This window comes from Limosilactobacillus galli (assembly GCF_947381495.1).
Lineage (GTDB): Bacteria > Bacillota > Bacilli > Lactobacillales > Lactobacillaceae > Limosilactobacillus > Limosilactobacillus galli.
Map to the genome: position 1 here is coordinate 1 of NZ_CANCWK010000022.1, position 24,336 is coordinate 24,336.

The 24,336-nt window shown below is 45.0% G+C and carries 23 protein-coding genes, 1 tRNA gene and 1 pseudogene; 18 read left to right on the forward strand and 7 right to left on the reverse strand.

Translation table 11 applies throughout. The features are described from left to right. Nucleotides 1-63 precede the first annotated feature (63 nt). Nucleotides 64-540 (reverse strand): annotated as a pseudogene (locus QOS10_RS05645) (helix-turn-helix domain-containing protein); the annotation flags it as partial. 147 nt (nt 541-687) lie between these two features. Between QOS10_RS05645 and QOS10_RS05650 the strand changes: the two are divergent. From QOS10_RS05650 to wecB, 4 genes are all read left to right on the forward strand, one after another. After that, complete coding sequence (locus QOS10_RS05650) at nt 688-1,707, forward strand: Gfo/Idh/MocA family protein (RefSeq protein ID WP_283594331.1); 1,020 nt, start codon at nt 688-690, stop codon at nt 1,705-1,707. A gap of 12 nt (nt 1,708-1,719) precedes the next feature. Beyond that, complete coding sequence (locus QOS10_RS05655) at nt 1,720-3,024, forward strand: DEAD/DEAH box helicase (RefSeq protein WP_283594332.1); 1,305 nt, start codon at nt 1,720-1,722, stop codon at nt 3,022-3,024. Between the two features lie 60 nt (nt 3,025-3,084). Then, a tRNA-Arg gene (locus QOS10_RS05660) sits at nt 3,085-3,157 on the forward strand. 80 nt (nt 3,158-3,237) lie between these two features. Beyond that, nucleotides 3,238-4,368 carry a non-hydrolyzing UDP-N-acetylglucosamine 2-epimerase gene (gene wecB / locus QOS10_RS05665; protein ID WP_283594333.1) on the forward strand — a complete coding sequence of 377 codons (1,131 nt, stop codon included), beginning with the start codon at nt 3,238-3,240 and terminating at the stop codon, nt 4,366-4,368. Between the two features lie 50 nt (nt 4,369-4,418). On the opposite strand, the gene QOS10_RS05670 is transcribed toward wecB, so the two are convergent. After that, nucleotides 4,419-4,877: a GtrA family protein gene (locus QOS10_RS05670; protein WP_283594336.1), complete on the reverse strand. Its 459-nt coding sequence runs from the start codon at nt 4,875-4,877 to the stop codon at nt 4,419-4,421. Continuing rightward, the gene (locus tag QOS10_RS05675; protein ID WP_283594338.1) at nt 4,870-5,325 is read right to left on the reverse strand and encodes a flavodoxin; all 456 of its coding nucleotides are present in this window, start codon (nt 5,323-5,325) and stop codon (nt 4,870-4,872) included. Before QOS10_RS05675 ends, QOS10_RS05670 begins: the two co-directional genes overlap by 8 nt. A gap of 133 nt (nt 5,326-5,458) precedes the next feature. On the opposite strand from QOS10_RS05675, the gene map reads away from it, so the two are divergent. From map to QOS10_RS05690, 3 genes are all read left to right on the forward strand, one after another. Continuing rightward, nucleotides 5,459-6,313 carry a type I methionyl aminopeptidase gene (gene map / locus QOS10_RS05680; protein WP_283594340.1) on the forward strand — a complete coding sequence of 285 codons (855 nt, stop codon included), beginning with the start codon at nt 5,459-5,461 and terminating at the stop codon, nt 6,311-6,313. Between the two features lie 440 nt (nt 6,314-6,753). Beyond that, nucleotides 6,754-8,265: a glutamate/gamma-aminobutyrate family transporter YjeM gene (yjeM, locus tag QOS10_RS05685; protein WP_283594342.1), complete on the forward strand. Its 1,512-nt coding sequence runs from the start codon at nt 6,754-6,756 to the stop codon at nt 8,263-8,265. 99 nt (nt 8,266-8,364) lie between these two features. Further along, a complete protein-coding gene (locus tag QOS10_RS05690; protein ID WP_283594345.1) occupies nt 8,365-9,264 on the forward strand; it encodes a YihY/virulence factor BrkB family protein in 900 nt (299 codons plus the stop codon). A gap of 32 nt (nt 9,265-9,296) precedes the next feature. On the opposite strand, the gene QOS10_RS05695 is transcribed toward QOS10_RS05690, so the two are convergent. Together QOS10_RS05695 and QOS10_RS05700 are read right to left on the reverse strand one after the other, a co-directional pair. Further along, entirely contained in the window at nt 9,297-9,527 is a 231-nt protein-coding gene (locus QOS10_RS05695; RefSeq protein WP_283594346.1) for a DUF2922 domain-containing protein, read from the reverse strand. A 20-nt stretch (nt 9,528-9,547) separates the two neighbouring features. Continuing rightward, nucleotides 9,548-9,760 (reverse strand): DUF1659 domain-containing protein, encoded by a 213-nt coding sequence (locus QOS10_RS05700; protein ID WP_283594347.1) that lies wholly within the window; start codon nt 9,758-9,760, stop codon nt 9,548-9,550. A 97-nt stretch (nt 9,761-9,857) separates the two neighbouring features. On the opposite strand from QOS10_RS05700, the gene recX reads away from it, so the two are divergent. The 7 genes from recX to QOS10_RS05735 all read left to right on the forward strand — a co-directional run bounded on the left by recX (nt 9,858) and on the right by QOS10_RS05735 (nt 15,697). Continuing rightward, nucleotides 9,858-10,658, forward strand: a complete 801-nt coding sequence (gene recX, locus QOS10_RS05705; RefSeq protein ID WP_283594348.1) for a recombination regulator RecX — start codon at nt 9,858-9,860, stop codon at nt 10,656-10,658. Between the two features lie 64 nt (nt 10,659-10,722). After that, nucleotides 10,723-11,373: a sugar transferase gene (locus QOS10_RS05710; protein WP_283594350.1), complete on the forward strand. Its 651-nt coding sequence runs from the start codon at nt 10,723-10,725 to the stop codon at nt 11,371-11,373. Nucleotides 11,374-11,385: 12 nt separating this feature from the next. After that, a complete protein-coding gene (locus QOS10_RS05715) occupies nt 11,386-12,147 on the forward strand; it encodes a DUF4422 domain-containing protein (RefSeq protein WP_283594352.1) in 762 nt (253 codons plus the stop codon). 12 nt (nt 12,148-12,159) lie between these two features. Then, nucleotides 12,160-13,089, forward strand: a complete 930-nt coding sequence (locus tag QOS10_RS05720) for a glycosyltransferase family 2 protein (protein ID WP_283594353.1) — start codon at nt 12,160-12,162, stop codon at nt 13,087-13,089. Continuing rightward, the gene (locus QOS10_RS05725; protein WP_283594354.1) at nt 13,089-14,288 is read left to right on the forward strand and encodes a polymerase; all 1,200 of its coding nucleotides are present in this window, start codon (nt 13,089-13,091) and stop codon (nt 14,286-14,288) included. Before QOS10_RS05720 ends, QOS10_RS05725 begins: the two co-directional genes overlap by 1 nt. After that, nucleotides 14,261-14,890: a YveK family protein gene (locus tag QOS10_RS05730; RefSeq protein WP_283594356.1), complete on the forward strand. Its 630-nt coding sequence runs from the start codon at nt 14,261-14,263 to the stop codon at nt 14,888-14,890. The genes QOS10_RS05725 and QOS10_RS05730 overlap by 28 nt, the downstream gene beginning before the upstream one ends. 18 nt (nt 14,891-14,908) lie before the next feature. Beyond that, on the forward strand, nt 14,909-15,697 hold the full coding sequence (locus tag QOS10_RS05735) for a DUF4422 domain-containing protein (RefSeq protein ID WP_283594357.1): 789 nt from the start codon (nt 14,909-14,911) through the stop codon (nt 15,695-15,697). A gap of 66 nt (nt 15,698-15,763) precedes the next feature. Here the strand turns inward: QOS10_RS05735 and QOS10_RS05740 are convergent, their stop codons facing one another. Then, on the reverse strand, nt 15,764-16,822 hold the full coding sequence (locus QOS10_RS05740; RefSeq protein ID WP_283594358.1) for a glycosyltransferase: 1,059 nt from the start codon (nt 16,820-16,822) through the stop codon (nt 15,764-15,766). Between the two features lie 59 nt (nt 16,823-16,881). Beyond that, nucleotides 16,882-17,403, reverse strand: coding sequence for a hypothetical protein (locus QOS10_RS05745; protein ID WP_283594359.1), 522 nt, complete (start codon nt 17,401-17,403; stop codon nt 16,882-16,884). A gap of 291 nt (nt 17,404-17,694) precedes the next feature. Between QOS10_RS05745 and glf the strand changes: the two genes are divergently transcribed. The 4 genes from glf (at nt 17,695) to QOS10_RS05765 (ending at nt 24,022) form a co-directional block, all read left to right on the forward strand. Next, complete coding sequence (gene glf, locus QOS10_RS05750) at nt 17,695-18,813, forward strand: UDP-galactopyranose mutase (RefSeq protein WP_283594361.1); 1,119 nt, start codon at nt 17,695-17,697, stop codon at nt 18,811-18,813. Between the two features lie 2 nt (nt 18,814-18,815). Further along, on the forward strand, nt 18,816-20,243 hold the full coding sequence (locus QOS10_RS05755; RefSeq protein ID WP_283594364.1) for a flippase: 1,428 nt from the start codon (nt 18,816-18,818) through the stop codon (nt 20,241-20,243). A gap of 187 nt (nt 20,244-20,430) precedes the next feature. Beyond that, nucleotides 20,431-22,560, forward strand: a complete 2,130-nt coding sequence (locus tag QOS10_RS05760; RefSeq protein WP_283594366.1) for a KxYKxGKxW signal peptide domain-containing protein — start codon at nt 20,431-20,433, stop codon at nt 22,558-22,560. A gap of 109 nt (nt 22,561-22,669) precedes the next feature. Then, nucleotides 22,670-24,022 carry a hypothetical protein gene (locus tag QOS10_RS05765; protein WP_283594367.1) on the forward strand — a complete coding sequence of 451 codons (1,353 nt, stop codon included), beginning with the start codon at nt 22,670-22,672 and terminating at the stop codon, nt 24,020-24,022. Nucleotides 24,023-24,336: the final 314 nt, after the last annotated feature.

Genomic DNA, 24,336 nt, shown 5'->3' on the forward strand with positions numbered 1-24,336 from the left:
TATGCAAATTGTGGTTCAAGCACTCATCAGAAGGGTGTTTGCTCACAAGCCACGTCCTTTAGGGCGTGGTGGTTGACCGTGACGATGATCTAAAAAGCAGACTGTACCGTTAGTCAACAAAGCGTTTTTTTGCCCAGAATACTGGCAATTGGTTTGATAGCGCCAACGGTAGCTCTTCCGATGAAATTTAGGGACACCAGCGGAATGCACTTTTCGGAAGGCATTTCAAGCCTTCCGGTAGTTCTGAATAGCATTTGCCTTAGTTAAACTATCGATTCGCCAGTCTTCTAAAAATTGATAATGGTTGGCCATTTGTTTAGCATTTTGCCGCAATGTTAGTTGCCTAATGCGATCCTGTACTATATCAATTGGCAGCTTAACTCTTCTAAGCTGTACAAGTTCTTTACCAATTGCAACCATTTCATTGTAGACAAAACGACTAGCGTCACTGTTAACCTTAATTAACTGCTTTTGTCGGTCACTGGGATAACATCGCATCTTGAGACCATAATGATATTGCAGTTTTGCCATTGACTTCATTTAATTTCACCTCTTTCCTTGATATACTTAAATTATATCAAGAATCAAAAACCTGAAAATAGCTCCTTATAGAGCTTGAATGGGACCATGACCGAAGTTACGGGACTTCCGGTCATTCATCATTAAATATAAAAAGGAGACAAAAAGATGCTTAAACTCGGAATTATTGGAACACACATTATTACTGATCAGATGTTAGATGCCGCCAAGACAACTGGTAAGTACCAATTGACGACAGTTTATTCGCGGACGATGGCCCGGGCCAAAGAATTTGGTGAACCATACGGCGCCACCGAATTTTACGATGACCTGAACAAGTTCTTTGAAGAAGGGGACTTCGACGTGGTTTACGTTGCCTCCCCAAACAGCCTGCACTACCAGCAGGTTCGTTTAGCAATTGAAAACGACAAGTTCATCATCGTTGAAAAGCCGGCCTTCGTTAACCCGGACGAATTCAGTGCCATTGAATCCCTGCTGGCCGCTCACCCGAAGGCCCGGCTGGTCGAAGCCGCTCGGCATATCCACACGCCGCTCTACAAGCAGGCTCTTGCCAAGGCCGAAGAGATGAAGAAGAACCACTGCCAGGGTGGGACGATCACCGTGATGAAGTACTCATCCCGTTACGACAAGGTCTTAGCAGATGATAAGCCATATCCGAACATCTTCACGCTGAAGTTTGCCGGTGGTGCCCTGATGGACCTCGGGGTATACGCAGTTTACGGTGCGGTGACCCTGTTCGGTGAACCATCCACGGTTGTTTACTACCCGACCCTGGCCAAGACTGGTGTTGATGCCAAGGGTGTCGCCATCCTGAACTACAAGGACTTCTCCGTTACCCTGAACTTTGGAAAGACCGCTAACTCCCACCTCGATTCTGAGGTTTACGGTCTTAAGGACACCCTGGTCTTCGACAGCATCTTCGACACCAAGAAGGTTACCTACTACGATGCCGACCAGCAGGCGCACCCGTTGGACGCCCCAGTTGAGAAGAACTCAATGACCGACGAGATGAACGACTTCGCCGACCTCTTCAACAACCCGGATGACGAGGAAGAGATGAAGAAGTACAACCACTGGATGGACCTGGCTCGGACGGTCAACTCCGTAATGTACTCAATGCGGCAGTCTGCTAACCTTGTTTTCCCAGCTGATAATGATCAGGAATAGGATGATGTTTAATTGATCAAACAATTTCAAGAACACTTTAATGAACGCTACCAAGAACCAACGGCGATTCAGTCCGCGGTGGCTGAGGCCCTCGAAAACGATAAGTCCGTTCTCGGGATCGCCCCGACCGGTTCCGGTAAGACCCTGGCCTTTACGCTGCCGCTGCTTCCCAAGGTGATGCCGGGGACCGGTACCCAGTTGCTGGTCCTGTCGCCATCCCAGGAGCTGGCTCTGCAGACGGCACGGGTAATGCGGGAATGGGCCACCCTGATTGGCGTGAAGGTTCAATCGCTGACCGGGGGCGCTAACCTCCGTCGCCAGGTGATGAAGCTGCATGAGCACCCCGATGTCGTCGTGGGGACGCCCGGCCGGGTTCTCCACATGCTGGATAACCACCATTTGAAGCTCGGCCACCTGCAGACCCTGGTAATTGACGAGGCGGACGACCTCCTGCAGGACGACACCCAGGCCGTGGTCGAGGACATCGAACGAGCTACCCCGCTCAGCACCCAGCTGGCTTTCTTCTCCGCCACTAAGGCGCCGGTCTTTGATGACCTTGACGTCCTGTTTGGCCGGGACATTGTGACCTTCGACGTTCGCAATACGGACCATTCGCGGGGCCCGGTCAAGCACGGTTACCTGACCGCCCGGACCAACCAGCAAAAGACTGCCACCCTGCGCCGGTTGGCCAGTGTCAAGGACTTCCGCGCCTTGGTCTTCTTCAATAGCACCCGGACGCTGAACTATGCGGCGAGCCGGTTGCGCCACGAACATGTTGCGGTCGGTACCCTGGGGGGACGGCAACGGCAGGTGCAGCGGGAGAAGGCCATGCGGATGTTCCGCAAGCGCCAGCTGAAACTTCTGCTGACCACTGACTTGGCGGCCCGGGGGCTAGATATCCCAAAGCTGCCGGGGATCATCAACTTTGACCTGCCGAAGAAGACGAATACCTACATTCACCGTGCCGGACGAACCGGGCGGCAGGGTGAGCCAGGGGTCGTTTTGAACCTCGGTGATGACCACGATATTCGTGATCTCAAGAAGCTGCTGAAGGACACCGACGCCCAGCTGGTTCGGATGTACATCAGCAATGACCAGTTGACGGATCAGAAGCCGGTTGCTGGCCAAAAGGTGGTTTCGCTCGGCAAGCAGGCCAGTCACCGGTTGCAGGAAGCGCAGCACGACGATGGCAGTGTTCAGAAACAGGTTCATAAGACTCTGTCCAGCTTCAGCAAGCCCCATCGCAAGCACCACAAGAAGAACCGGAAGAACAAGGGCATCCGGCTCAAGCACCGGCGCAAGAACGCTGGCAAGTAAATAAAAAGAATATTACCGCCTTTACCTTCCTAAAAGAAAATGCGATAATATTCTTTGTTTGGTCCCATAGTATAATTGGATAGTACATCCGCCTCCTAAGCGGTCGATTCCGGTTCAAGCCCGGATGGGATCATCTGTGTGAACCGTGTCGAATCATTCCGACACGGTTTTATGTATCATCTGGATAGTTAATATTATGAAGGGGAGGTTGTCGTGCAAAGGCCGTATAAGATTATGTCGTTATTTGGGACACGGGCAGAAGCGCTGAAACTGGCGCCGGTGATTGAACAACTGCAAGCCGCGCCGGATACCTGGCAGTTGACCGTGGTGACGACTGCCCAGCGGCAGAACCAACCGCAGCTACGGCAGGCACTTGACCGGCTGGCCATCACCTCTGACTTCAACCTCGATGTTGCGGGCGGGCCGGAATATGACCTGGTCGAACAGCTCAGCAAGCTTCTCCACAACCTGAACAACGTGATGCACGCCAGTCAGCCGGACATGGTGCTGGTGGCGGGGGACCGGACGACCAGCCTGGCCGCCAGCCTGGTCTGCTTCTACCAGCACCTGCCGCTGGGCCACGTCGAGGCAGGGCTGCGGACCTATGACAAGGAGTCGCCGTTTCCCGATGAGATTCACCGCCGCCTGACCGATGACCTGGCCGACCTCTACTTTGCCCCGACGACACGGGCGCGGGATAACCTGCTGAAGGAGGCTCATCCTGCTGAGCAGATTTACGTCACGGGGAATACGTCCATTGATGCGGTGAAGGGGGCCCTCACGCCGGACTTTCACAGTGACCTGCTTGACCGCCTGCCAGCTAACCACCGTCTGATCATCTTGACAATGAGCCGGCGGGAAAATATTGGCGAGCCGATGCAGCAGGTTTTCCACACGGTCCGGGATATCGTAGAGACTAACCCCGATGTCGAGCTGATCTGCCCACTGGCATCGGATCCGGAGGTCATGAGTCTGGCCGATGCGATCCTCGGTGAGCGGGAGCGGATCCACCTGATCCAACCGCTGCCGCACGATGACTTTCTGAACATCGCAGCCCGCAGCACCCTGATTATCACCGATTCGGGAACCATCCAGGAGGAGGCCCCGGCGCTGCACAAGCCGGTGCTCCTCCTGCGGGAAAAGACGGAGCGGCAAGAAGCTGTCGACGTAGGAGCGGTCCGGATCGTCGGGACCGACCCAACCAGCATTCAGCAGGCGGTCTTTGAATTATTGCATGACAACCATGCCTACCAGAAGATGGTCACGGCGCCGAATCCGTTTGGGGATGGGCACGCCAGCACCTACATTCTCAGGATCATTGAAGACTATCTCAAGAATAAGTAACGAAAAACGGCTGAAGAGGAAGCACTCTCCAGCCGCTTTTCAATCTATGATTATTTCTTATCCGCACTACGATCGACAATGTCCCGGTTATCATGGAAGATCAGCCACTTTGAAAAGATGTAGTTGGTAATCACCACGACGATGTTATCGATGATCTTGACGACCAGCTGTTGAATCGGGGAGTCAAACTTCAGCAGGCTGATCCCGACGTACATGATGATCACGTCCATGATCAGGGTCAGGCCCCGGTAGAAGTAGAACCAGAAGAACTCCTTAACGAAAGCCTTCATGGTTGAATAGTGGGAACCGAAGACCCAGACCTTGTTGGTGAAGTAGGCGACAAGCACCGACAAGAACCAAGCAATCACATTGGCCAGCTGGTAGTTCCAATGGGCCCCGGAACTGAGGAACTGGAAGACCCCGATGTTGACGACCGTAGTGACAACGCCCCAGAAGAGGTAGGCAATGATTGAGCGGTACTTGTTGAAAAGGTCGACGAGCTTACTCATTAGCTTGCCCCGCCTTTTCTACGAGTTGCTTGGCAAAGGCATCCAGCTTCTTGATGTCATCTTCATCTGGTGCCAGGTTGATGTGGACGTTCTCGGCCCCCTTGCTTGCGCCGGCCTTGGCCAGGGCCTCACCGAACTTATCCACGGCCACGCAGAAGTCGTCACCGTAGAAGGTGTCGCCGGAACCGGCCACCCCGTAGACCTTACCATCGAGGTGTTCTTCCTGCAGGTCGTCGTAGAAGTCGAGTCCTTCTTCCGGCAGGGCCCCTTCATCGTAAGTGTATGGGCAGATGACGCAGATATCGGCATCGTTGAAGTCGGCGGGGTCAGCCATCGTTATTTCGGTTTTCTCGACATCGACGTCCAGGTCTTCCAGGGCGTCGGTGATGATGTCGGCCACGTCCTCGTTGTTACCGGTGATTGTCGCATAGACCACAAGAGCTTTCATTGATAATTCCTCCATAGATGATTTTTCCTTAATTATAACAGTTTCATAGTATAGCATGGTTTGGCCAGAACGGGGGAACAAGTGGTATACTATTAAAGATAGAAATGTCAAAAAAGGAGACATATTATAAAGAATGATTACGTTAAAATCACCTCGTGAAATTGAAGCGATGGAAAAGGCCGGGGCCGCATTAGCGGGAATGCACCTCGGAATTCGTGAGTTTATTCGGCCGGGGATGTCCAGCTGGAAGATTGAAGAGTTTGCCCGTAAGTACTTCAAGGCTGCCGGTGCCAAGGCTGAACAGATCGGTTTTGAAGGTTACAAGTACGCTACCTGTGTCAGTGTCAACGATGAAATCTGTCACGGTTTCCCACGTAAGAAGCTGATCCTGAAGAAGGGTGACCTGGTTAAGGTCGACACCGTGGTCAGTGTGGATGGCTTCTTCAGTGACTCTTGCTGGTCCTACGCGGTTGGCGAAGTTAAGCCAGAGATTGCCAAGCTGATGGATGTTACCAAGAAGGCCCTTTTCATGGGGATTGACCAGTGTGTTCCTGGCAACCGGATCGGCGATATTGGTGCCGTCATCCAGCACTACACTGAAGACGAGAACGGCTACGGTGACGTGCGGGAATTCGTCGGTCACGGGATCCAGCCCACGATGCACGAAGACCCCATGGTACCGCACTACGGTGAACACGGTCAGGGATTGCGTCTGCGCAACGGCATGACGATCACGGTTGAACCAATGATCAACACCGGCACTTGGGAAGCAGATACCAGCGACCCGAGCGGCTGGCTGGCTAAGACGGCCGATGGCGGCTGGTCCTGTCAATACGAACATACTTTGGTCATCACCAACGATGGTCCTAAGATCCTGACTTCTCAGGACCCTGAGGCCGATGCCAAGTACATGTACGATGATAACTACGCCAAGTACTTGGAACACTACGGCAAGATCGCCCGTGAAGTGGCTGAACAATTTAAGTAATCTAACTAAAAGAGGGAGTGTCTGAACATGGATACTCCCTTTTTATACATAATTTCATAAATTGCCTTTCTAAACCAAATATTCAAGTAAGCTTTTGAAAAAATCGACGTTGCTATTTGGTGATTTATCGGTGAATTGACAAAATAAAATTAAGCAACTAATGGCTTTCTCATTTTAGCAGCTTTTTTTCATGATGATTTGCATAATACACAAATAATGAATTGTTTTTCTGAGAGACACACGCGTGCATGAATAAACACTTTTGACCTGAATATGCACAGAATCGGTAAAATATGCATGCAGATATGCATATTTTGAATTAGAAGATGATTAGAATAGCCCCAGGGTACTTTTATTTTTGTCAAAAAAGACTATACTTAAATTATTAAATGAATTCTTATTTTTATTTAAGAATGTTAAAAATTTTGGAGGTCTATAAATTGGACGAACAAAGTGGTAATACAAAGAAAATGATTACTACCTTTGGTCTGGTGACGATGATCATCACTGCGATCTTCGGATTCGGTAATGTTTCTAACGCCTACCTGCAAATGGGCTACGGTAGTATTATTTGGTACGCATTAGCCGGGATCTGTTTCTTCTTCCCATGTGGCTTAATGATGGCCGAATATGGTTCAGCATTTAAGGATGCCAAGGGTGGTATTTACTCCTGGCTGGCCGGTTCAATCGGTGAACGGATGGCCTTTATCGGGACCTTCGTTTGGTTAGCATCCTGGATTGTCTGGATGGTTTCCACCGCTTCACGGATTTGGATCACTTTCTCCGCCTTGATCTTTGGTAAGGATACGACGCAGCAATGGCACTTCATGGGCCTGACTTCAACCGAATTGATTGGGGTCCTTGGGATTATCCTGATGATTGTCTGCACCTACTTCAGTTCACGGGGGATGACCGCGATTGCCCGGGTTGGTTCCCTTGGTGGGATCTTCACCGTGATTGTTAACATCATTTATATCATCGCAGCAATTATTGTTTTAATCGTTAACAAGGGTGCAATCGCCCAACCATTCCACGGTGCGCGTGACTTGATCGTTTCACCAAACCCACAGTTCCAGACGCCAATTGCGATTATTTCATTCGTTGTCTACGCCATCTTCGCTTACGGGGGGATGGAATCACTGGGTTCCGTTACTGATAGTATGAAGAACCCTGAAAAGACGTTCCCACGTGGTTTGATCATTGCCTCAATCTTCACGATCGGGGCCTACGTCATCATGATCCTGATGGCCGGTTGGTTCGCTAACTACAACCACGACTTCGCCAAGGGGTCCACGAACCTGGGGAACGCTACCTATGTTCTCTTCAACATTCTTGGTGAAAAGCTGGGCTTAGCCTTTGGTTGCTCCCACGCGACTGCCCTGATTTGGGGGGAAGTAATGACCCGGATTGTGGCCTTTGCTCAAGCCCTTGGTTTCTTAGGGGCCCTCTTCGTGCTGATGTACTCACCAATCAAGGCTTTCATCCTGGGCTCCAACCCGGACCTCTGGCCAAAGAAGCTGACCAAGTTGAACAAGGCTGGGATGCCTGCTAATGCTATGTGGCTACAGGTAACCATCGTTTCGATCATTATCTTCTTAGTAGCCTTCGGTGGTTCTGCCGCACAGAAGTTCTACACGATTCTGACCGATATGGCCAATGTTTCAACCTGCTTCCCATACCTGTTCTTAGTCGGGGCCTTCCCATTCTTCAAGGCTAAGAAGGACATTGACCGTCCATTCGTGGTCTTCAAGAATCGTTTCTGGACCAACGTCTTGGTATGGTTCGTTGAAATTATCCTGATCATCGGGATTGTATTTACCTTCGTTCAACCAATGCTGGAACACGACTGGCAGACTGCTTTCTGGACAATCGCCGGCCCAATCTTCTTCGCAATCGTTGCCCTGGTCTTCTACCAGATCTCCGCAAAGAAGAATAAGATTAGCGAAGACTAATTGATCTATCCTTATGTTAAGACCCGCTAACAATTTGCTAGCGGGTCTTATTTTTTACCATTGGTCTGGTATAATAGCTCTATATCTTGGGAGGGTACTATGACAGAAGAGCCGGGAAAAATGAAGAGGTTTATTGCACTGCTGATGGAGCATTTTCAGATGGCCCAGCTTTCAAACTCAGCGGCAGTGCTCGCTTACTATACCCTATTGTCGATTTTTCCAGCCGTCCTGGTGATTGGGAACCTCCTGCCAATGGTGGGGCTTAATGCCAAAACCGTCCTGAGTTACCTGCAGACGGCGTTACCGGTGGCGGTTTACAGCTTCCTCCAGCCGTTGATCTACGACTTCCTGCAACGGGGGAGCGGGGGCCTGCTGACAACCGGGGCCCTGATTGCTCTCTGGTCAACTAGCCAGGGAATCGCGGCCTTTCAGCGCAGTGTTAACCAGGCGTATGGAGTGGCCCGTAACCAGAATCCCGTCAGCAACCGGGTGATCTCCTTCATTTGGATGATCGTGGTGGTGGCTATCATCTTCGTGATTGTCCTGCTGTACGGATTAGGTGAACAGGTCTTAAAGAGTATCCAGCCGATCTTCGGTTTCCGGCGGGAATACATCTATATCTTCAACTCCTGGCGGTGGCCGGTGACCTTTGGGGTGCTCTTCATTGCGCTTTCCCTGCTGTATTACTTCGTGCCCAATGCTAAGGTCCGGCTGCGCTATGCCGTGGTTGGAGCCTTCTTGGCGGCGCTGCTCTGGATGGCCCTATCGCGGATCTTCTCGTTCTATACGATCATTTTCCGCCACAGCGTGATCTCATACCGGACGATCGGGGCCTTCATTGCCATGATGGTCTGGCTGGACTTCTCCGGCTATGTCATTATGTTAGGGGCGGTCCTCAATGCCACCCTCCAGGAGGCCCACGAAGGCGAGCTGCAGGAGCGGGAACACTTCTGGCAGCTGCAGTTGGGTAACAATCAGCATAATAAAAAGGAGCAGTAACCGGGATGGTTGCTGCTCGCTTTGTTCGTTATTTACTTGTCAGTGGCGTCATTGAATAACACGGTATCAACCGTATCGACGTACTTGGCGGATAATGGCGTGACGCACAGCTGCTCGTCACCCTTCTTGAAGAGGTTCGAAGTGGCGATGAGGTCCATTGCCTGGCGAACCGTCTTGGCATCGAGGTCGCTATTGGCATAGCTGAGCTTAAGCAGGTGTTTCTTGCCCTTGTTGGTCTTGAATGTGAGATTTAATGACTTCATATTGATTTACCTTCCTTTGCTTAGGCGAGGGCGACGTGATCCGTAACGATGACGTTGACACCAACGCATTTTTCGTTGGTCAACAGTGCAACCGCCTCCGTCAGGCTGGTGAGCTGGTCGTTACTGAATTGTTGAGTGACGTTGTTGAAGAGGTGGTTAACCCCCTTGGGATGCTGGTCACCGACCATCGTAACTTGCAGCTTGGCAGACTTGAATTGACGTTCCATACTCATGTTGAGCACTCCTTTTTGTTGGTATTTGATAAGTAGTGGCCACTGCTTACACTTATACAGACGTTTGGGGAGGGCGAATGTAAAGGAGATTTGAGAAGTGGGAAAAATAACTAAGATTGAGGCCCAAAAGAGGCACGGCCGCTATAATGTTTACCTGGATGGCCAGTATGCCTTTCCGGTGGCTGAAAGTGTCCTGATCAAGTTTCGGCTGATGAAGGGCCTGGAACTGGACAAAAAACAGGTTGCTGCGATTACAACCGCCGACCAGCAGGCCCGGGTCTATTCAAAGATACTGGATTATCTGGCCCACCAGTTGCGGACGGAGAGCGACATTCTCAAAAAGCTGCACGACCTGGAGACGCCGGAGCAATTCATCGGCCCAATCCTGCAGAAGTTGCGCGACCAGCACCTGGTGGACGACCATGAATATGCTGCCAGCTATGTGCGGACAGCTATGATCACGAGCCTGAAGGGACCGGGGGTGATCCGCCAGCACCTGCGGATGAAGAAGATCGGTGAAAACGATATTGATGATGCCCTGGCCCAGTTCACGCCGGAACAGCAGCAGGTCAACGCCGCTAAATTGGCGGAGAAGCTCTTCCGCCGCTACCATAACCAACCGTTGATGCGTCAGGAGCAGAAGGTACGCCAGGGCCTGCTGACGAAGGGGTATGCGAGCGCGATCTTTGACCAGATCCGCGACCAGGTGACCCCCAAAGAGGACCCGGACGAGCAAGCGGCACTGCTGGACAAAACAGCGGAGAAGCTGTGGCGGCGGTACCGGCGCTACACCGGTCAGGAGCGGGTTCGCCACTTCAAACAGGGAATGTTTCGACGCGGCTTTGACCTTGACCGGGTGCAGGAATGGCTGGACCAGCACCAAGAAGGTCTTTCCTAATGGCAGAATTGTTGGTATCATGTATAAGATATAGTCTAAAAAATTAAGTTAAGAGATTGAAAAAATGGAAAATAATATTCATATTGATGAGCAATACTTGAATCATCAGTATGCTTATCGAATAATTAAACGTGTTTTTGACGTTATCGCAGCATCAATAGCACTGGTTATTCTTAGTCCGGTCTTTCTGATTGTTGCCATTTGCATTAAGGCAGATGATCCTAAGGGCCCGGTTTTCTATTCTCAGATTCGGGTAGGAAAGGATGGCCGCCGTTTTCGGATGTATAAGTTTCGCTCGATGGTCACTAATGCAGATGAACTGTTAGAGAAGCTGCGGAGTCAGAACGAAGTCAATGGCGCAATGTTCAAGATGAAGAACGATCCACGGATTACGAAGGTTGGCCGGGTGATTCGTAAATATAGTCTTGATGAGTTGCCACAACTGGTAAATATTGTGGGTGGCTCGATGAGCATTGTGGGACCACGGCCGCCGCTAGTTAGCGAGGTCGCTGAATATACTGACTATGACAAGCAACGACTAATGGTTAAGCCTGGAGCAACAGGAATGTGGCAGGTTGGTGGCCGGAACGATGTTGATTTTGCTGAGATGGTTAAGTTAGATCTGACATACATTCAAGAACGCTCAATTTGGCTGGATCTCAAGATTATGTTTGAGACCGTTAAGATCATGATCAAGCCAAATGGAGCATATTAAAGGAGTAGGACATTGGAAGTAAAAGTACTTGTTGCAACGCATAAAAATTATACTATGCCTAAGGATGACCTTTATTTACCAGTCTTTGTTGGAAAGGCAATTCATCCAAATGTAAATCATAGTTTTCTGGGTGACAACACTGGTGATAATATTTCTACCCAAAATCCTTACTATAATGAACTTACGGCAATCTATTGGGGATGGAAGAACCTTGACCTGGACGCAATGGGCTTAGTTCACTACCGGCGGTATCTTAGCCTAAACCACAAGAAGTCATTGGATGACGTCCTTTCCCATCAGCAGGCACTTGAATTGCTTAAGGATTATGACATCATTTTGCCGGAAAAACGTCGCTACTATATTGAAACAATTAAATCACATTATCTACATTCACATGAGCATGAACCGTTAGAAGTCATGACTCAGGTGATCGCTGAGCAGTACCCGGAATACATGCCTTCTTACGAAAAGGTAATGAATCGTTCCTGGGCACACATGTTTAACATGTTTATCATGAAGCGTGAACCACTTAACGAGTACTGCAAGTGGATGTTTGATGTCCTTCATGAGGTTGAGAAAAGAATCGACATCAGCAATTACAGTACCTACGAACAACGTGTCTATGGTTTCTTAAGTGAACCATTATTAGATGTTTGGTTAGATCAACACCCAGAATACAAAACTAAGGAAGTAAAATATGTCTTTATGGAGCACAACAATTGGCTGAAGAAGGGTAGTAGCTTCCTGAAGAGGAAGGTTGTTGGTCACTGGTAGGGGGAGTATAAAATGCCAAAACTATCAATTGTTGTTCCTTGCTACAATGAGCAGGAATCGATTCCGCTCTTCTACCCGGAGGTTGAAAAGGTTGTTCGCAAGATGCCAGTGGAGATCGAGTACTGGTTTATCAACGATGGGTCCGCGGATCATTCATTAGAGGAGATGCGCAAGCTCCACCGGGCTGATCCGGAGCGGGTCCACTACGTATCGTTCTCCCGCAATTTTGGCAAGGAGGCTGGCCTTTACGCCGGCCTTCAGGCAGCTACCGGTGATTATGTAGTGGTTATGGATGCAGACCTTCAAGATCCGCCAGAGTATCTTCCTATTATGTATAAGTATATTTCTAGTGGAGAATATGATTGTGTTGGGATGCGACGAACCGATCGAAAAGGAGAAGCTAAGTTCAAGTCCTTCCTAAGTAATCAGTTTTATAATGTCATTAATCGCATGTCGGATACAAAAATCGTGTCGGGCGCACGCGATTACCGGATGATGACTCGACAGATGGTTAATGCAGTTCTTTCTCTAAAAGAATATAATCGATTTTCCAAGGGAATCTTTAATTGGGTTGGCTTTAAAACTAAGTATCTCCCATATAAGAATGTCGAACGGGTTGCCGGGACAACTGATTGGTCGACCTGGAAGCTGTTTAAGTATGCTATCGATGGGATCACTGATTTCTCTGAGGCTCCATTGTCACTTGCCACTTGGCTTGGGAGTCTGACAGCAATTATTGCCGTGATTGGTTTGATTGTCGTGATTGTGCGGTACTTTGTTGATCCTGGAAGCAGTGCGTTTGGTTGGGCTTCACTAGTATGTATAATGCTATTTCTTGGTGGGGTTCAGTTACTTTGCTTAGGAATTGTAGGGCGTTATATTGGACGTATCTATATGCAAGCTAAGAACCGACCAATTTACATTATTAAAGAGAAAAAATGATGGTAACGAAATTAAAAAAGGTATATGAAAATAAAATAACTGGGCAACAATTGTACCTAGCCACCTTTGCTTTATATTTATGTATTGCATTTTTGCGGAATACTACCTTTAATCCTTATATTGGTAGCAAAATATTTAACCTTATATCATATCTTGCAGTCCTGTTATTAGGATTGAAGATCCTGCTCTATGATAATTACACTGTAAGGCAGCTGCTTTTGATCGGTGGTGTGTTTATAATTGCTGCTATTTCATGGCGGTTGTCTACTTCAAACTTAATTCTCGTCATGATAATGTTTATCTTGGCGGCGAAGAACGTTTCGTTTAGGGAAATCATAAGATGGTACTTCATCATAAACCTGATTCTATTGATATCAGTGGTTATTTTTTCGAGTGTCGGTATTATTCGTGACCTTGTCTTCGTGGTAAAAGGTCGTGCTAGTCGGTATGCATTGGGGATCACCTACCCAACAGACCTGGCGGCGCATGTCTTATACCTAGTCCTAGCAAATATCTACCTTAACTATCAACAATTGGGATGGCGTCATTATACGTTTTACCTATTGTTAGCATTAGTTTTGAAATTAGTTACGGATGCTAGATTGAGTGTTATTTGCTTAGTTCTTACGGTTCCGATTGTGATGATTGCAAAACGGGCGAGCGACCATCCAGGTGGGATGTGCCAATTATTGGTATCATTTTATTGGATGATTACACCATTACTTGCCATAATTACCTTTATTGGTACGTACTTCTTTGATAATCAGAATAAGATTTTCTATAAGATTGATCATATCCTATCGGGGCGGCTCTCTTATGGGCGGATGGCACTTGATAGTTACCCTATTACATGGTTTGGGCAACACGTGATTGAACATGGGTATGGCGGTAATGCCGGATTAAAATTATCGCAGAATGGAAGTGTGAATTACTTTTACATCGATTCTTCTTACATGCGTTTGATAATGATATCCGGCTTGATAATGTTTATCTTAGTTTTAGGAATTATGATGACAATCTCGGTTCGTACAACTATTCGTAAAGAATATGCGCTGGTAGCCATTATCTTAGTGGTTACCCTCAGCTGTACAGTAGAACAGCACCTGCTCGAAGTATCCTATAATCCATTTTTGCTGGCATTGCTGGCGGAACAAATAAGGGGGAAAATAACTTGCCAAAGAAGAACGAATACAGCTTAAAAGACTTGGCCAACATCGTAGCTAAGTATTTTGTTTTAATTATTGCTTTTGCAATTGTTGGTGGCGTAGTATTAGGAGCTTATGGTAAACATAAGCAAACGACAACCTTTACTGCGACACGAAGTATCTTAATCAATCATAACTATAGCCGTGGACAAAAAAATGCCAACAGCCAAGTTAATGCAGATATTTCCTTGATGCCAACTTACAAAGAATTGGTTGGTGGTCGAACAATCGCTAATCGATCCTACAAATTGCTGGCACATAAGATACGACGCTCGACAACTCCTGAAGAAGTAAAGTCAAGCATTGATACTGAATCACAACCACAATCGCTAGTAATGACGATTAAGGCTACTTCATCAAAGAAGGAAAATGCGGTCGCGTTTGCTAATGCAACCGCTGTAGCGGCGCAGAAGGAACTTCCTAAACTGCAGCACGGAATGGGAAGTATTAAGGTTCTTTCCAAGGCGAGTGAAGAAAATGCAACTAGCAGCACTCATGGTTCGGTTAAGAAGTATGCTCTCGTTGGCGCTGCTTTGGGATTAATCGTGGGAATGGTTTGTTCATTTGTTTTAGCCACATGGCGTCATATTCTTTAAGTGTGAGGTAGATAAGTAATGACCGTATACGTAATTACCCATAAACCATTTGAGTACTTGAAACACCTTCCCAAGGGTTACTTACCTATGATGGTTGGTGCCAATCACAATGCTAATCCTGATCACTACCTAGCTGATAATACGCTTGAAAATATTTCAGATAAAAATAAGGAGTATTGTGAGCTAACCGGGCTGTTTTGGATATGGAAAAATTCTAAAGCGGCTAACGTTGGTTTATCACACTACCGTCGTTACTTTTATTCCCGAAGCATTGGTGGTCGCTTCGCCATGTACGCCTATCAGTTTGTGATGGGGAAACATGTTCATCCGGTAAGTGAAGAGCGACTAGATTCACTGCTTAATGAGTATGATTGGATTGTTGCCCATCCGGAAAATGAGGGGGGTAAGGATCTCTGGGATCAGTTTGGCAAGGCCAACAATATAAAAGACTTAGAGAATACGCGTGCGGCAATTCAGAAGCTATCCCCACAGTATTTGGTAGCTTTTGATGAAACCATGCATAGTGGGTCAGGATTCATGTCACCTTATAATATGTTCTATACTTCTAAGAAGCACATTGATGAATATTGTGAATGGCTTTTTAAGATTCTTTCAGAAGTGGGAGAGCATACAGATATGACTGGATATACGCCTTATCAGCAACGACTATATGGCTTCTTAGCTGAGCGATTATTAAATGTCTGGTTGAAGGGACATCCTAACTACAAGGTAAAATACTTAACAGTCTTTAGAACAGAGGAATTAGACCGAAGCAAAATTCTGAATAAGTTTAAGAAGTTTATTTAAAACGAAAGCATTTGGGCGATGAACTACTAGAAGTGTTTCATCGCCCAAATGCTTTTTACATTACGATTAATGTCGTGTTGTAATTTCTTTGATTGTTTTACTAAGTCCCTGGTAGTAATTAGTGGAATAGTATGGTGAGATGCTGTCTTTAATAGTGCTTTGCTTGAAACGGATTTTTTTCAATTGTGCTAATTGATCTGCTAGCCGAGTGATATTACCTTGTGGGTAACTCCACCCGTTTACCCCTTCTTTGATAACGTCATTAAAACCATCGAACTGTGATGTAATACATGGTAAGCCATAGCTTAATGCTTCTAGGGCGACCATTGGTAACCCCTCAAACTTGGAGGTCAGGATCAATGCATCGGCCTTGATGTTTTTAACGATAAAATGCCAAGGATTAGCCATCCATTCATGCCAGACCAGGCAATCGGTGATGCCTAATTGTTTGGCATATGCCTTGCATTGTGGGCCCTCATCCATTGAGCCAAATAAGTCCACTTTAACCTTGCCATAATTTTGTTGGTATGCTGCTATCCCTTTAAATAGCTCCCTTAAATTTTTTTGACCATCGAGAGTGATATGACCCATGAATATTAATCTAAGTGTATCATCGGTATTAAGCGTGATGGCTGTGTCTTTAAGAGAAATCGGATTGTAGATTAAGTAAATATTCTTCGCTGGAATACCGAGTTCAATCATTTCTTGCTTAATTCTTGAACTAATTGCTAGGTGGTAATCAGCGTATAAAAGATTTTGAGGATCAAACATGTCTTGATGTTGAAGGGAGAAGTGAATCCACGATATGATAGGCCATTTCTTGAATAAAAGCTTTTTTAAGTGGTGGGCATATTTAATAAGGTTAGCTCCTAAAATAATTACCTTGTCCTGATTACGAATGTGAAGCAGGTGAACCATTAAGAAAATAGCAGAATTCTTTCCTTTATTTGGATACAGGATTGTTACGTTTTGCGGAATTCGGGCTAGCCATTCCTTATTCTGGGGATCGTTGGTTAAAAGAAGTGTGATCTCGTATTTATTATTCAAATGAGTGATAACGTCTGCTAATACGGTTTCGATACCGCCATTACCGCTAACTGGCGAACAGATAAAATAAAGTTTCATAATGATATACCCTCGTTAAGAAAAATCCGAGAATGCTTTAGACATTCTCGGATTTATTACTAGTTTTGGTGAACAATTTGTGCATTGCTTGGTAAGCTACCGGACCAGTTATCATAAGTGGTTCCTTGGCTGTTTGGTGAAGTCTGGCGATCCATTCCATCACTATCAACATGGTGGGTAACACCCTTGGAATCAGTCCAGACAGCAACATCACTTAAGCCCAGTTGACGTTGAGAATTTTGGTTAGTATTAGTAGATGAGTTATTTTGTTTGCTGCTAGTAACTGCCGAGCTCTGCTTATTACTACTATTAGCTGAGCTGGTATTTGAAGAACTAGACGTACTGTCGTTATCATTATTGTCACTACTATTACTGTTTGTGGAACTGCTCTTACTTATCTTTTTAGAGCTGGAATTCTGCTTATTATTAGAAGAACTTGCCTTATGTTTAGTAACTTTCGTAACTCGGTCCTTAGATGAAGAAGACTTTGTCGAATTGTTATTTGAAGAACAACCAGCTAATCCAAATGTCAGTGCTAGTATTAACGAACTAGATAAGATCAGATGTCGGATATTTTTCATAACTTAAGTAACTCCTATACTGAAATTTGTTGCGTAACTATGCAAAAGTTATTTTTAATAGTATAATTATAGCATTTGTAAGAAATTAAAGTCTAACGAATTGATTTCTTGCTAAATTATCCAAACTATTTAGCATTTTAACACCATCGATGGGGACCATCAATGCTATTTCGCTATTTGATATCTAATCTTTGATTAGATATAACTAAAATGAAATATAATGTAATAATATTTTTGGTAAAATCTATATAGTTTACCAAAATGTATAATTGATTGGGAAAGGGAAGTATTATGTCAAAGTATGATTATTTAGTTGTTGGCGCTGGCTTGTTCGGAGCTACATTCGCGCATGAAGCTGCTAAACGTGGTAAGCGGGTGAAGGTAATTGAACGCCGGCCACATATTGCCGGCAATGTTTACACTAAAGAAGTTGCGGGAATCCAAGTTCATGAATACGGTGCCCACATTTTTCATACCTCAAATACGAAGATTTGGCAATACATTAATCAATTCGCCAATTTTAATCGTTACACTAATAGTCCAGTAGCGAACTACAAGGGTGAGATTTATAATCTCCCATTTAACATGAACACCTTTAACGAGATGTGGGGGGTAGCCACTCCTAAGGAAGCCCTTGCAAAACTTGACGAGCAACGTCAAGAAATGGCGGGTAAGAAGCCGGCAAACCTTGAAGAGCAAGCGATCTCACTGATTGGTCGTGATATCTACGAGAAGTTAATCAAGGGTTATACCGAAAAGCAATGGGGACAAAAGGCAACCGAACTTCCAGCCTTCATCATCCGGCGTCTGCCTGTTCGCTTGACTTATGATAACAACTACTTTAATGACCGTTATCAGGGAATCCCAGAAGGTGGCTATACCCAAATTGTTGAAAAGATGTTGACTAGTGATCTAATTGACGTCGAGACTAATACAGACTTTTTCGACAAGAAGGAAGAGTACCTTAAGGATTATCCTAAAGTTGTCTTCACTGGAACAATCGATAAGTTCTTCGATTATCAGTTGGGTGAATTACAGTATCGGAGCCTGCGGTTTGAAACTGAATTATTAAATGAAGATAATCATCAAGGGAATGCGGTAATCAACTATACTGATGCTGAAACTCCATACACTCGGATTATTGAACACAAGCACTTTGAGTTTGGTAAGGGGGATAAGAACAAGACCGTTATTACCCGAGAATACCCGGCTGATTGGCATCGGGGTGACGAACCTTACTACCCAGTTAACAACCAGCGAAACAATCAGCTCTATACTCAGTACCGCGAGCTTGCTAATCAATATCCAAATGTGATCTTCGGTGGTCGGTTGGGTCAGTATCGTTACTACAATATGGATCAGGTAATTGCCGCTGCCCTTAAAACCGTTAACGAGGAGTTTGATGGTTAATTATGAAGGTAATTAAAAATTATCTATATAATGCGGGGTATCAAATATTAAACATGTTGATCCCGTTGATCACGGTTCCCTATATTTCACGTGTACTTGGGGCCCATGATGTGGGGATCAACGAGTATACCAATAGTTGGGTTACCTTCTTCTACCTGATGGGGCAGATGGGAATCACCCTATATGGTAACCGAGAAATTGCCTACCATCGTGACGATCTATATGAACGGTCACGAACATTTTGGGGAGTGGAAAGTCTCCAGGTATTGACGATTACTTTCTCATTAGTGGCCTATTTGGTAGCTGTTTTTCTCTTTAGTACGACGTTTAAGTACTATTTTTTAATGCAGGGTCTGTGGATCATTGCTACCGGAGTTGATGTTTCATGGTATTTCATGGGGATGGAAAACTTCCGGGTAACTGTTGTCCGAAATGCCTTAGTTCGACTTGCCTCTGTCATTTTGATTTTTACATTTGTTAAGTCGACTGCGGATTTAGGCCTCTACATTTTGATCTTGGGTGGTGCTCAACTGGTAGGGAACCTAACCCTTTGGCCTTACCTGCGTGATAATTTGATTTGGGTTAGTGTCAAGAAGTGGCATCCGTTTAAGCACTTCTATCCTTCGTTACTGTTATTTATTCCAACTATCACCACTCAGGTTTATCTTGTTTTGAATCGTTTGATGTTGGGACATATGTCTTCACAAGCAGCTCTTGGTAATTTTGGGCAGTCTGATAAAATTGTTAAGTTTGTCTTGGCAATCGTAACTGCTACGGGAACGGTAATGCTTCCCCACGTTGCTAATAAGTTTGCAAAAGGGGATATTAAGGGAGTACGTGATAGTCTGTATGCTTCCTTTAATTTTGTTTCCTCAATCTCAATTCCGATGATGTTTGGCTTGATGGCAATCTCACATAAGTTTGCTCCCTGGTTTCTGGGTAGTGAGTTTGTACCTGCTGGTGAGATCATGTTTATTGAGTCCCCGATTATTGTGTTCATTGCTTGGAGTAATGTTACGGGAACCCAATACTTAATGCCAGTTAACCGGGTCAAGGAATACACCACCTCAGTCACGATCGGTGCCATCAGTAACATCTTCCTTAATTTATTCTTAATTGAGTTTTGGGGTGCTGACGGTGCTGCATTAGCAACAGTCGGATCAGAATTTCTTGTTACGGCTAGTCAGATGTATATGATTCGCCATACGATTAAACGACGACTGATGTTCAAAGAAGTATGGAAGTATTTCCTTAGTGGAATTTTGATGTTTATCGTTGTTAATCGAATATCGCAAACAATTCAGATGACAATTGCTAATTTGGTTTTAGAAGTTGGTGTCGGAATTGTTATTTATGGATTAGGCTTGATCATTTTAAAGGCTAAGATCATTAACAAAGCTTTAGATCTTGTGAAAAAACCGGGAAAATAGCATAGAAAAGCTCTGTTACATTTATGTAACAGAGCTTTTACATTATTTTTAATAATTAAGTGATTGTGTTGTTTTAGAAAATTTGATCTCCTATACTATTTAATAGGTTAAAATTTAAGATAATTTAGAAGAATTTATAAAAAATAAAAACACCTTGTCCCAATCGTTTTAGGAGGATTAAGACATTTTGAGTAGTCATAATAGAGCGAAAAGAAGAGTTAAGTTATATAAGGCCGGTAAACAATGGTTGACGGCAGCTATTGTTTCAATTGGCTTTTTTGCTGGTGTCCAAATTAGAAATGTACATGCGGATACTTCCAATAATAACAATATTCAATCAACCAAGGTTACTGACAATAATGGAACAACGGGAACTAATGGTAACACTAACCAAGTTGCGACTGCTAACATTCCAGGCAACCTCGATGGCTACACAAAGCAACAAGACCAAAATGGCAATAATATTTGGAAGGATAATAGTGGTCAAGGCTTGAATGGTTGGGAGTCTACTAATGATAGTACCTGGTACCGCTTCAATAATGGTTCAGCGGTTACTGGCTGGCAGAGTGTTGATAACAACTGGTACTACATGAATAAGGATAACTCCGCTATGGAGACTGGCCTTCAAAAGGTTGATAACAACACTTATTACTTCAACACTAATCATGATGGTACTTACGGTGCGATGAAGACTGGTTGGCAAAACGTTGATAATAACTGGTACCATTTTAATTACAATGGTGCTGCCGATACTGGTTGGAATAATATTGATGGTAACGAATATTACTTCAGTAATAATAATGTGCAAATGGCTACCGGTGATACGCTAATTGATGGTTATCACTACTACTTTGAACCATCATCAGGTCACCAGCTGAAAGGTTTAGTATTAGATCGTAACACTCATACTCTGAAGTATTATGACCAAAATACTGGTTCGCGACAAACTACTATGAATACGGCTGGCAAGACCTACACCTTTAATGCACAGAGTGGTGATCTTGATACTACTGGTTTGAATGATGGATTAAACCAGATTGCTGGTCATACTTACTTCTTTAATTCCGCAAGCAAGACTTTTGTCAACAATGATTGGAAGCAGGTTAATAATAAGTGGTATTACTTCGGTGAGAATGGTGATGCTACTACTGGATGGTTCCAATCAGGTGCTAAAAACTGGTACTACTTTAATCAAGATGGTGCTGCTCAAACTGGCTGGTTCAAGTCACCAGCGGGTGCTTGGTACTATTTCGATCAGAATAATGCTTGGGCACTGAAAGAATGGCAAAAGCTAGATAGCCAATGGTATCACTTTGACCCAACTAATACCTGGTCAGATACCGGTTGGTTTAAGTCTGGTGCCGGTAACTGGTACTATCTCGATCCAAGTAATAAGGGTGTTGCTAAGACTGGTTGGTTTAGGTCACCAGCGGGTGCTTGGTACTACTTCGATCAGAATAATGCTTGGGCACTGAAAGACTGGCAAAAGCTGGATGGCCAATGGTATCACTTTGACCCAACTAATACCTGGTCAGATACCGGTTGGTTTAAGTCTGGTGCCGGTAACTGGTACTATCTCGATCCAAGTAATAAGGGTGTTGCTAAGACTGGTTGGTTCAAGTCGCCAGCGGGTGCTTGGTACTACTTCGACCAGAACAATGCCTGGGCATTGAAGGGCTGGCAGCATATTAATAGTGCCTGGTACTACTTTAATCCAACTGAAACCTGGGCAGAAACTGGTTGGCAGAAGATTAACGGTAAATGGTATTACATGGATCCAACTAATGCCTGGATGTTAACTGGTACGCACAAAATTAATGGTAAGACCTACAACTTTAATTCTGACGGTTCATGGGCAGATGGTTGGGCATGGCCATTCCCACAAGACGGTGAAGGCCACTTCTCTGGAGCTCAATTATTTGGTGTCCACCCAGGTGGTGAATTCCGGATGAATGGCTTCCACGATGGCCTTGACTTTGGTTCAATTGATCACCCAGGTCGTGAAGTTCATGCCATCCATGGTGGGACTGTTAAACTGGTAGGTTACACTGCTGGTTTGGACTGGTATGCGGTTGTTGATACTGGTGAATACTTGGTTGTTTACCAAGAAGCATTTGCTAACCGGTCTGATATTCGAGTTCACGAAGGTCAGCAAATTAGTACTGGTGATGTCATCGGTATCCGGGATACTGCTCACGTTCATATCGGTATTACTCGTGATCATAACTTTAACCGTGCTTTGGGTTACTCTTTTACTAACAATGGTACTTGGCTTGATCCACTTCAAGTTATCCGGAACGGAATCAATAACGGTTAAAAATAAATGTAAACTGGCAATGCTCAGATTAGCATTGCCAGTTTTTAGTTGAGGTAATAATATGCTAAGGATATATAGAAAAGTCGGTTTAATTTTGAGCTTGGTTTTAATGTTAACCGTACCGGTGGACAGCCTGGCTGCTACTGAACCGGATAATTACTCTATTGAATCAGTAACTACTACTGGATCGTCATCGTCGCAGCCAGTAACCCCATCTATGAACCTCAGTGCTAGGGGACAACAGGTAGCCCAATTAGCGCCAGCGGCTAGTCCACAATTGTCTGCAGTTAGCCTAGGAGCAGTTGACCAGACAATTACTCCTAAAATGGGATTGTTTAACGGTCAACAGAATGTTGTTACTAGCCAAGAACAGTTGCCAGAACGATTTACACCAGGGATTATTCAGTACGATGGGACTAACGACCATTCGGCTAAAATTAATAATCAGCTTACAACAGACCAGATGAAAGAACTGAATGATTATTCTAATCGTTGGATGAATAGCTTACGTCATACTTGGCAATCAGCTCCAGATGAATATCGTTATCAGGGAAAAGAATACCAGGCTCCTAATGATCTTATGACTCCCCCAACTCTGTTTGATGCCGTTAGTAAATTAGCCGCGGACCGAACGCGGGTTAATTATGGATATGATCATACTGGTGATGAACGAATTATCCTGAACGATGATAGTGATACTAGTTATGGTCAGTATGTTCGACAAGCTGGTTTGACACCACCAGAATCATTGGTTACCCAAATTGCCCCGGCAGCTACTGGTACTAGCTACCAGGTAGGGGAGAACTTATTTAAGCTAAGTGGTCATACAATGCTGGAGGCTGAAGTCAACCTCTTTAATCGGATGCAGGATATGTTATGGGGCGAGGCAACAACGGTTAATGGTAAGTTAGAAGGGGCTAATGAACACCTTGCTAATGCACTTAATCCAATTTTTACTCACGTTGCAATGGGATTTCAGGAAGTTAGCCCTAATCACTGGTATGTTTTGTGGGTATTTGATGGATTAAGCAATCGTAATCCATTTACCGGACAACAGTATTTTTCTGACGAGGAAAGAGTCGCAATTAATCACCAATGGGATGCTATTTTAGCTGGAAGGATAAAGGTGGTAGAAAAAACAGCAGGTGGTCAGGTAACATCTAATACTATCATGCAACCTCACCATCGTTTAATGTTTACAGGTAATAACTTCGGCGATATCCATCAACTAGCAACCACTTTGTTAGCTAGTAATTATAATCAGAAAAATAAGACTAAAGGATTTGTGGAAAGTAGAAATATTAATAAGAACGAGGTTAGTGCACTGACACAGACTACTTATCAGCAAGAACACAAGAATAGTTCGCAATTACCAGCTACCGGAAATAACTATATTCAACCATTGCTTGGACTTTTCTTAGTGATCCTACTATTCCCATTAGCCTGGTTATTGAAAGAATAGTTTCTTTACTTACGATGATGCTTTAATACTTTATTGGAAAACTTTATCGAAGATTAGTACTTTGATCGTTAAAGATTAAAATTGATAATATGGGTTCGCTAATGTAGTAATTAATATTTTAAAGTATGAATATTGACTGTGAGTGATAATGAACAACGGGTTAATACTCGGACTGTAACTAACGACACTGTTAGTAAAATAAATTTACTATTAGTCTAACTGTCAAGGGCGGTTTTGAATTGTCGTTTTATGGCGGTTTAAAAATGTATGATTTGGGCGGTTTAGGGATTGACCGATGCCAAACGGTATGACTT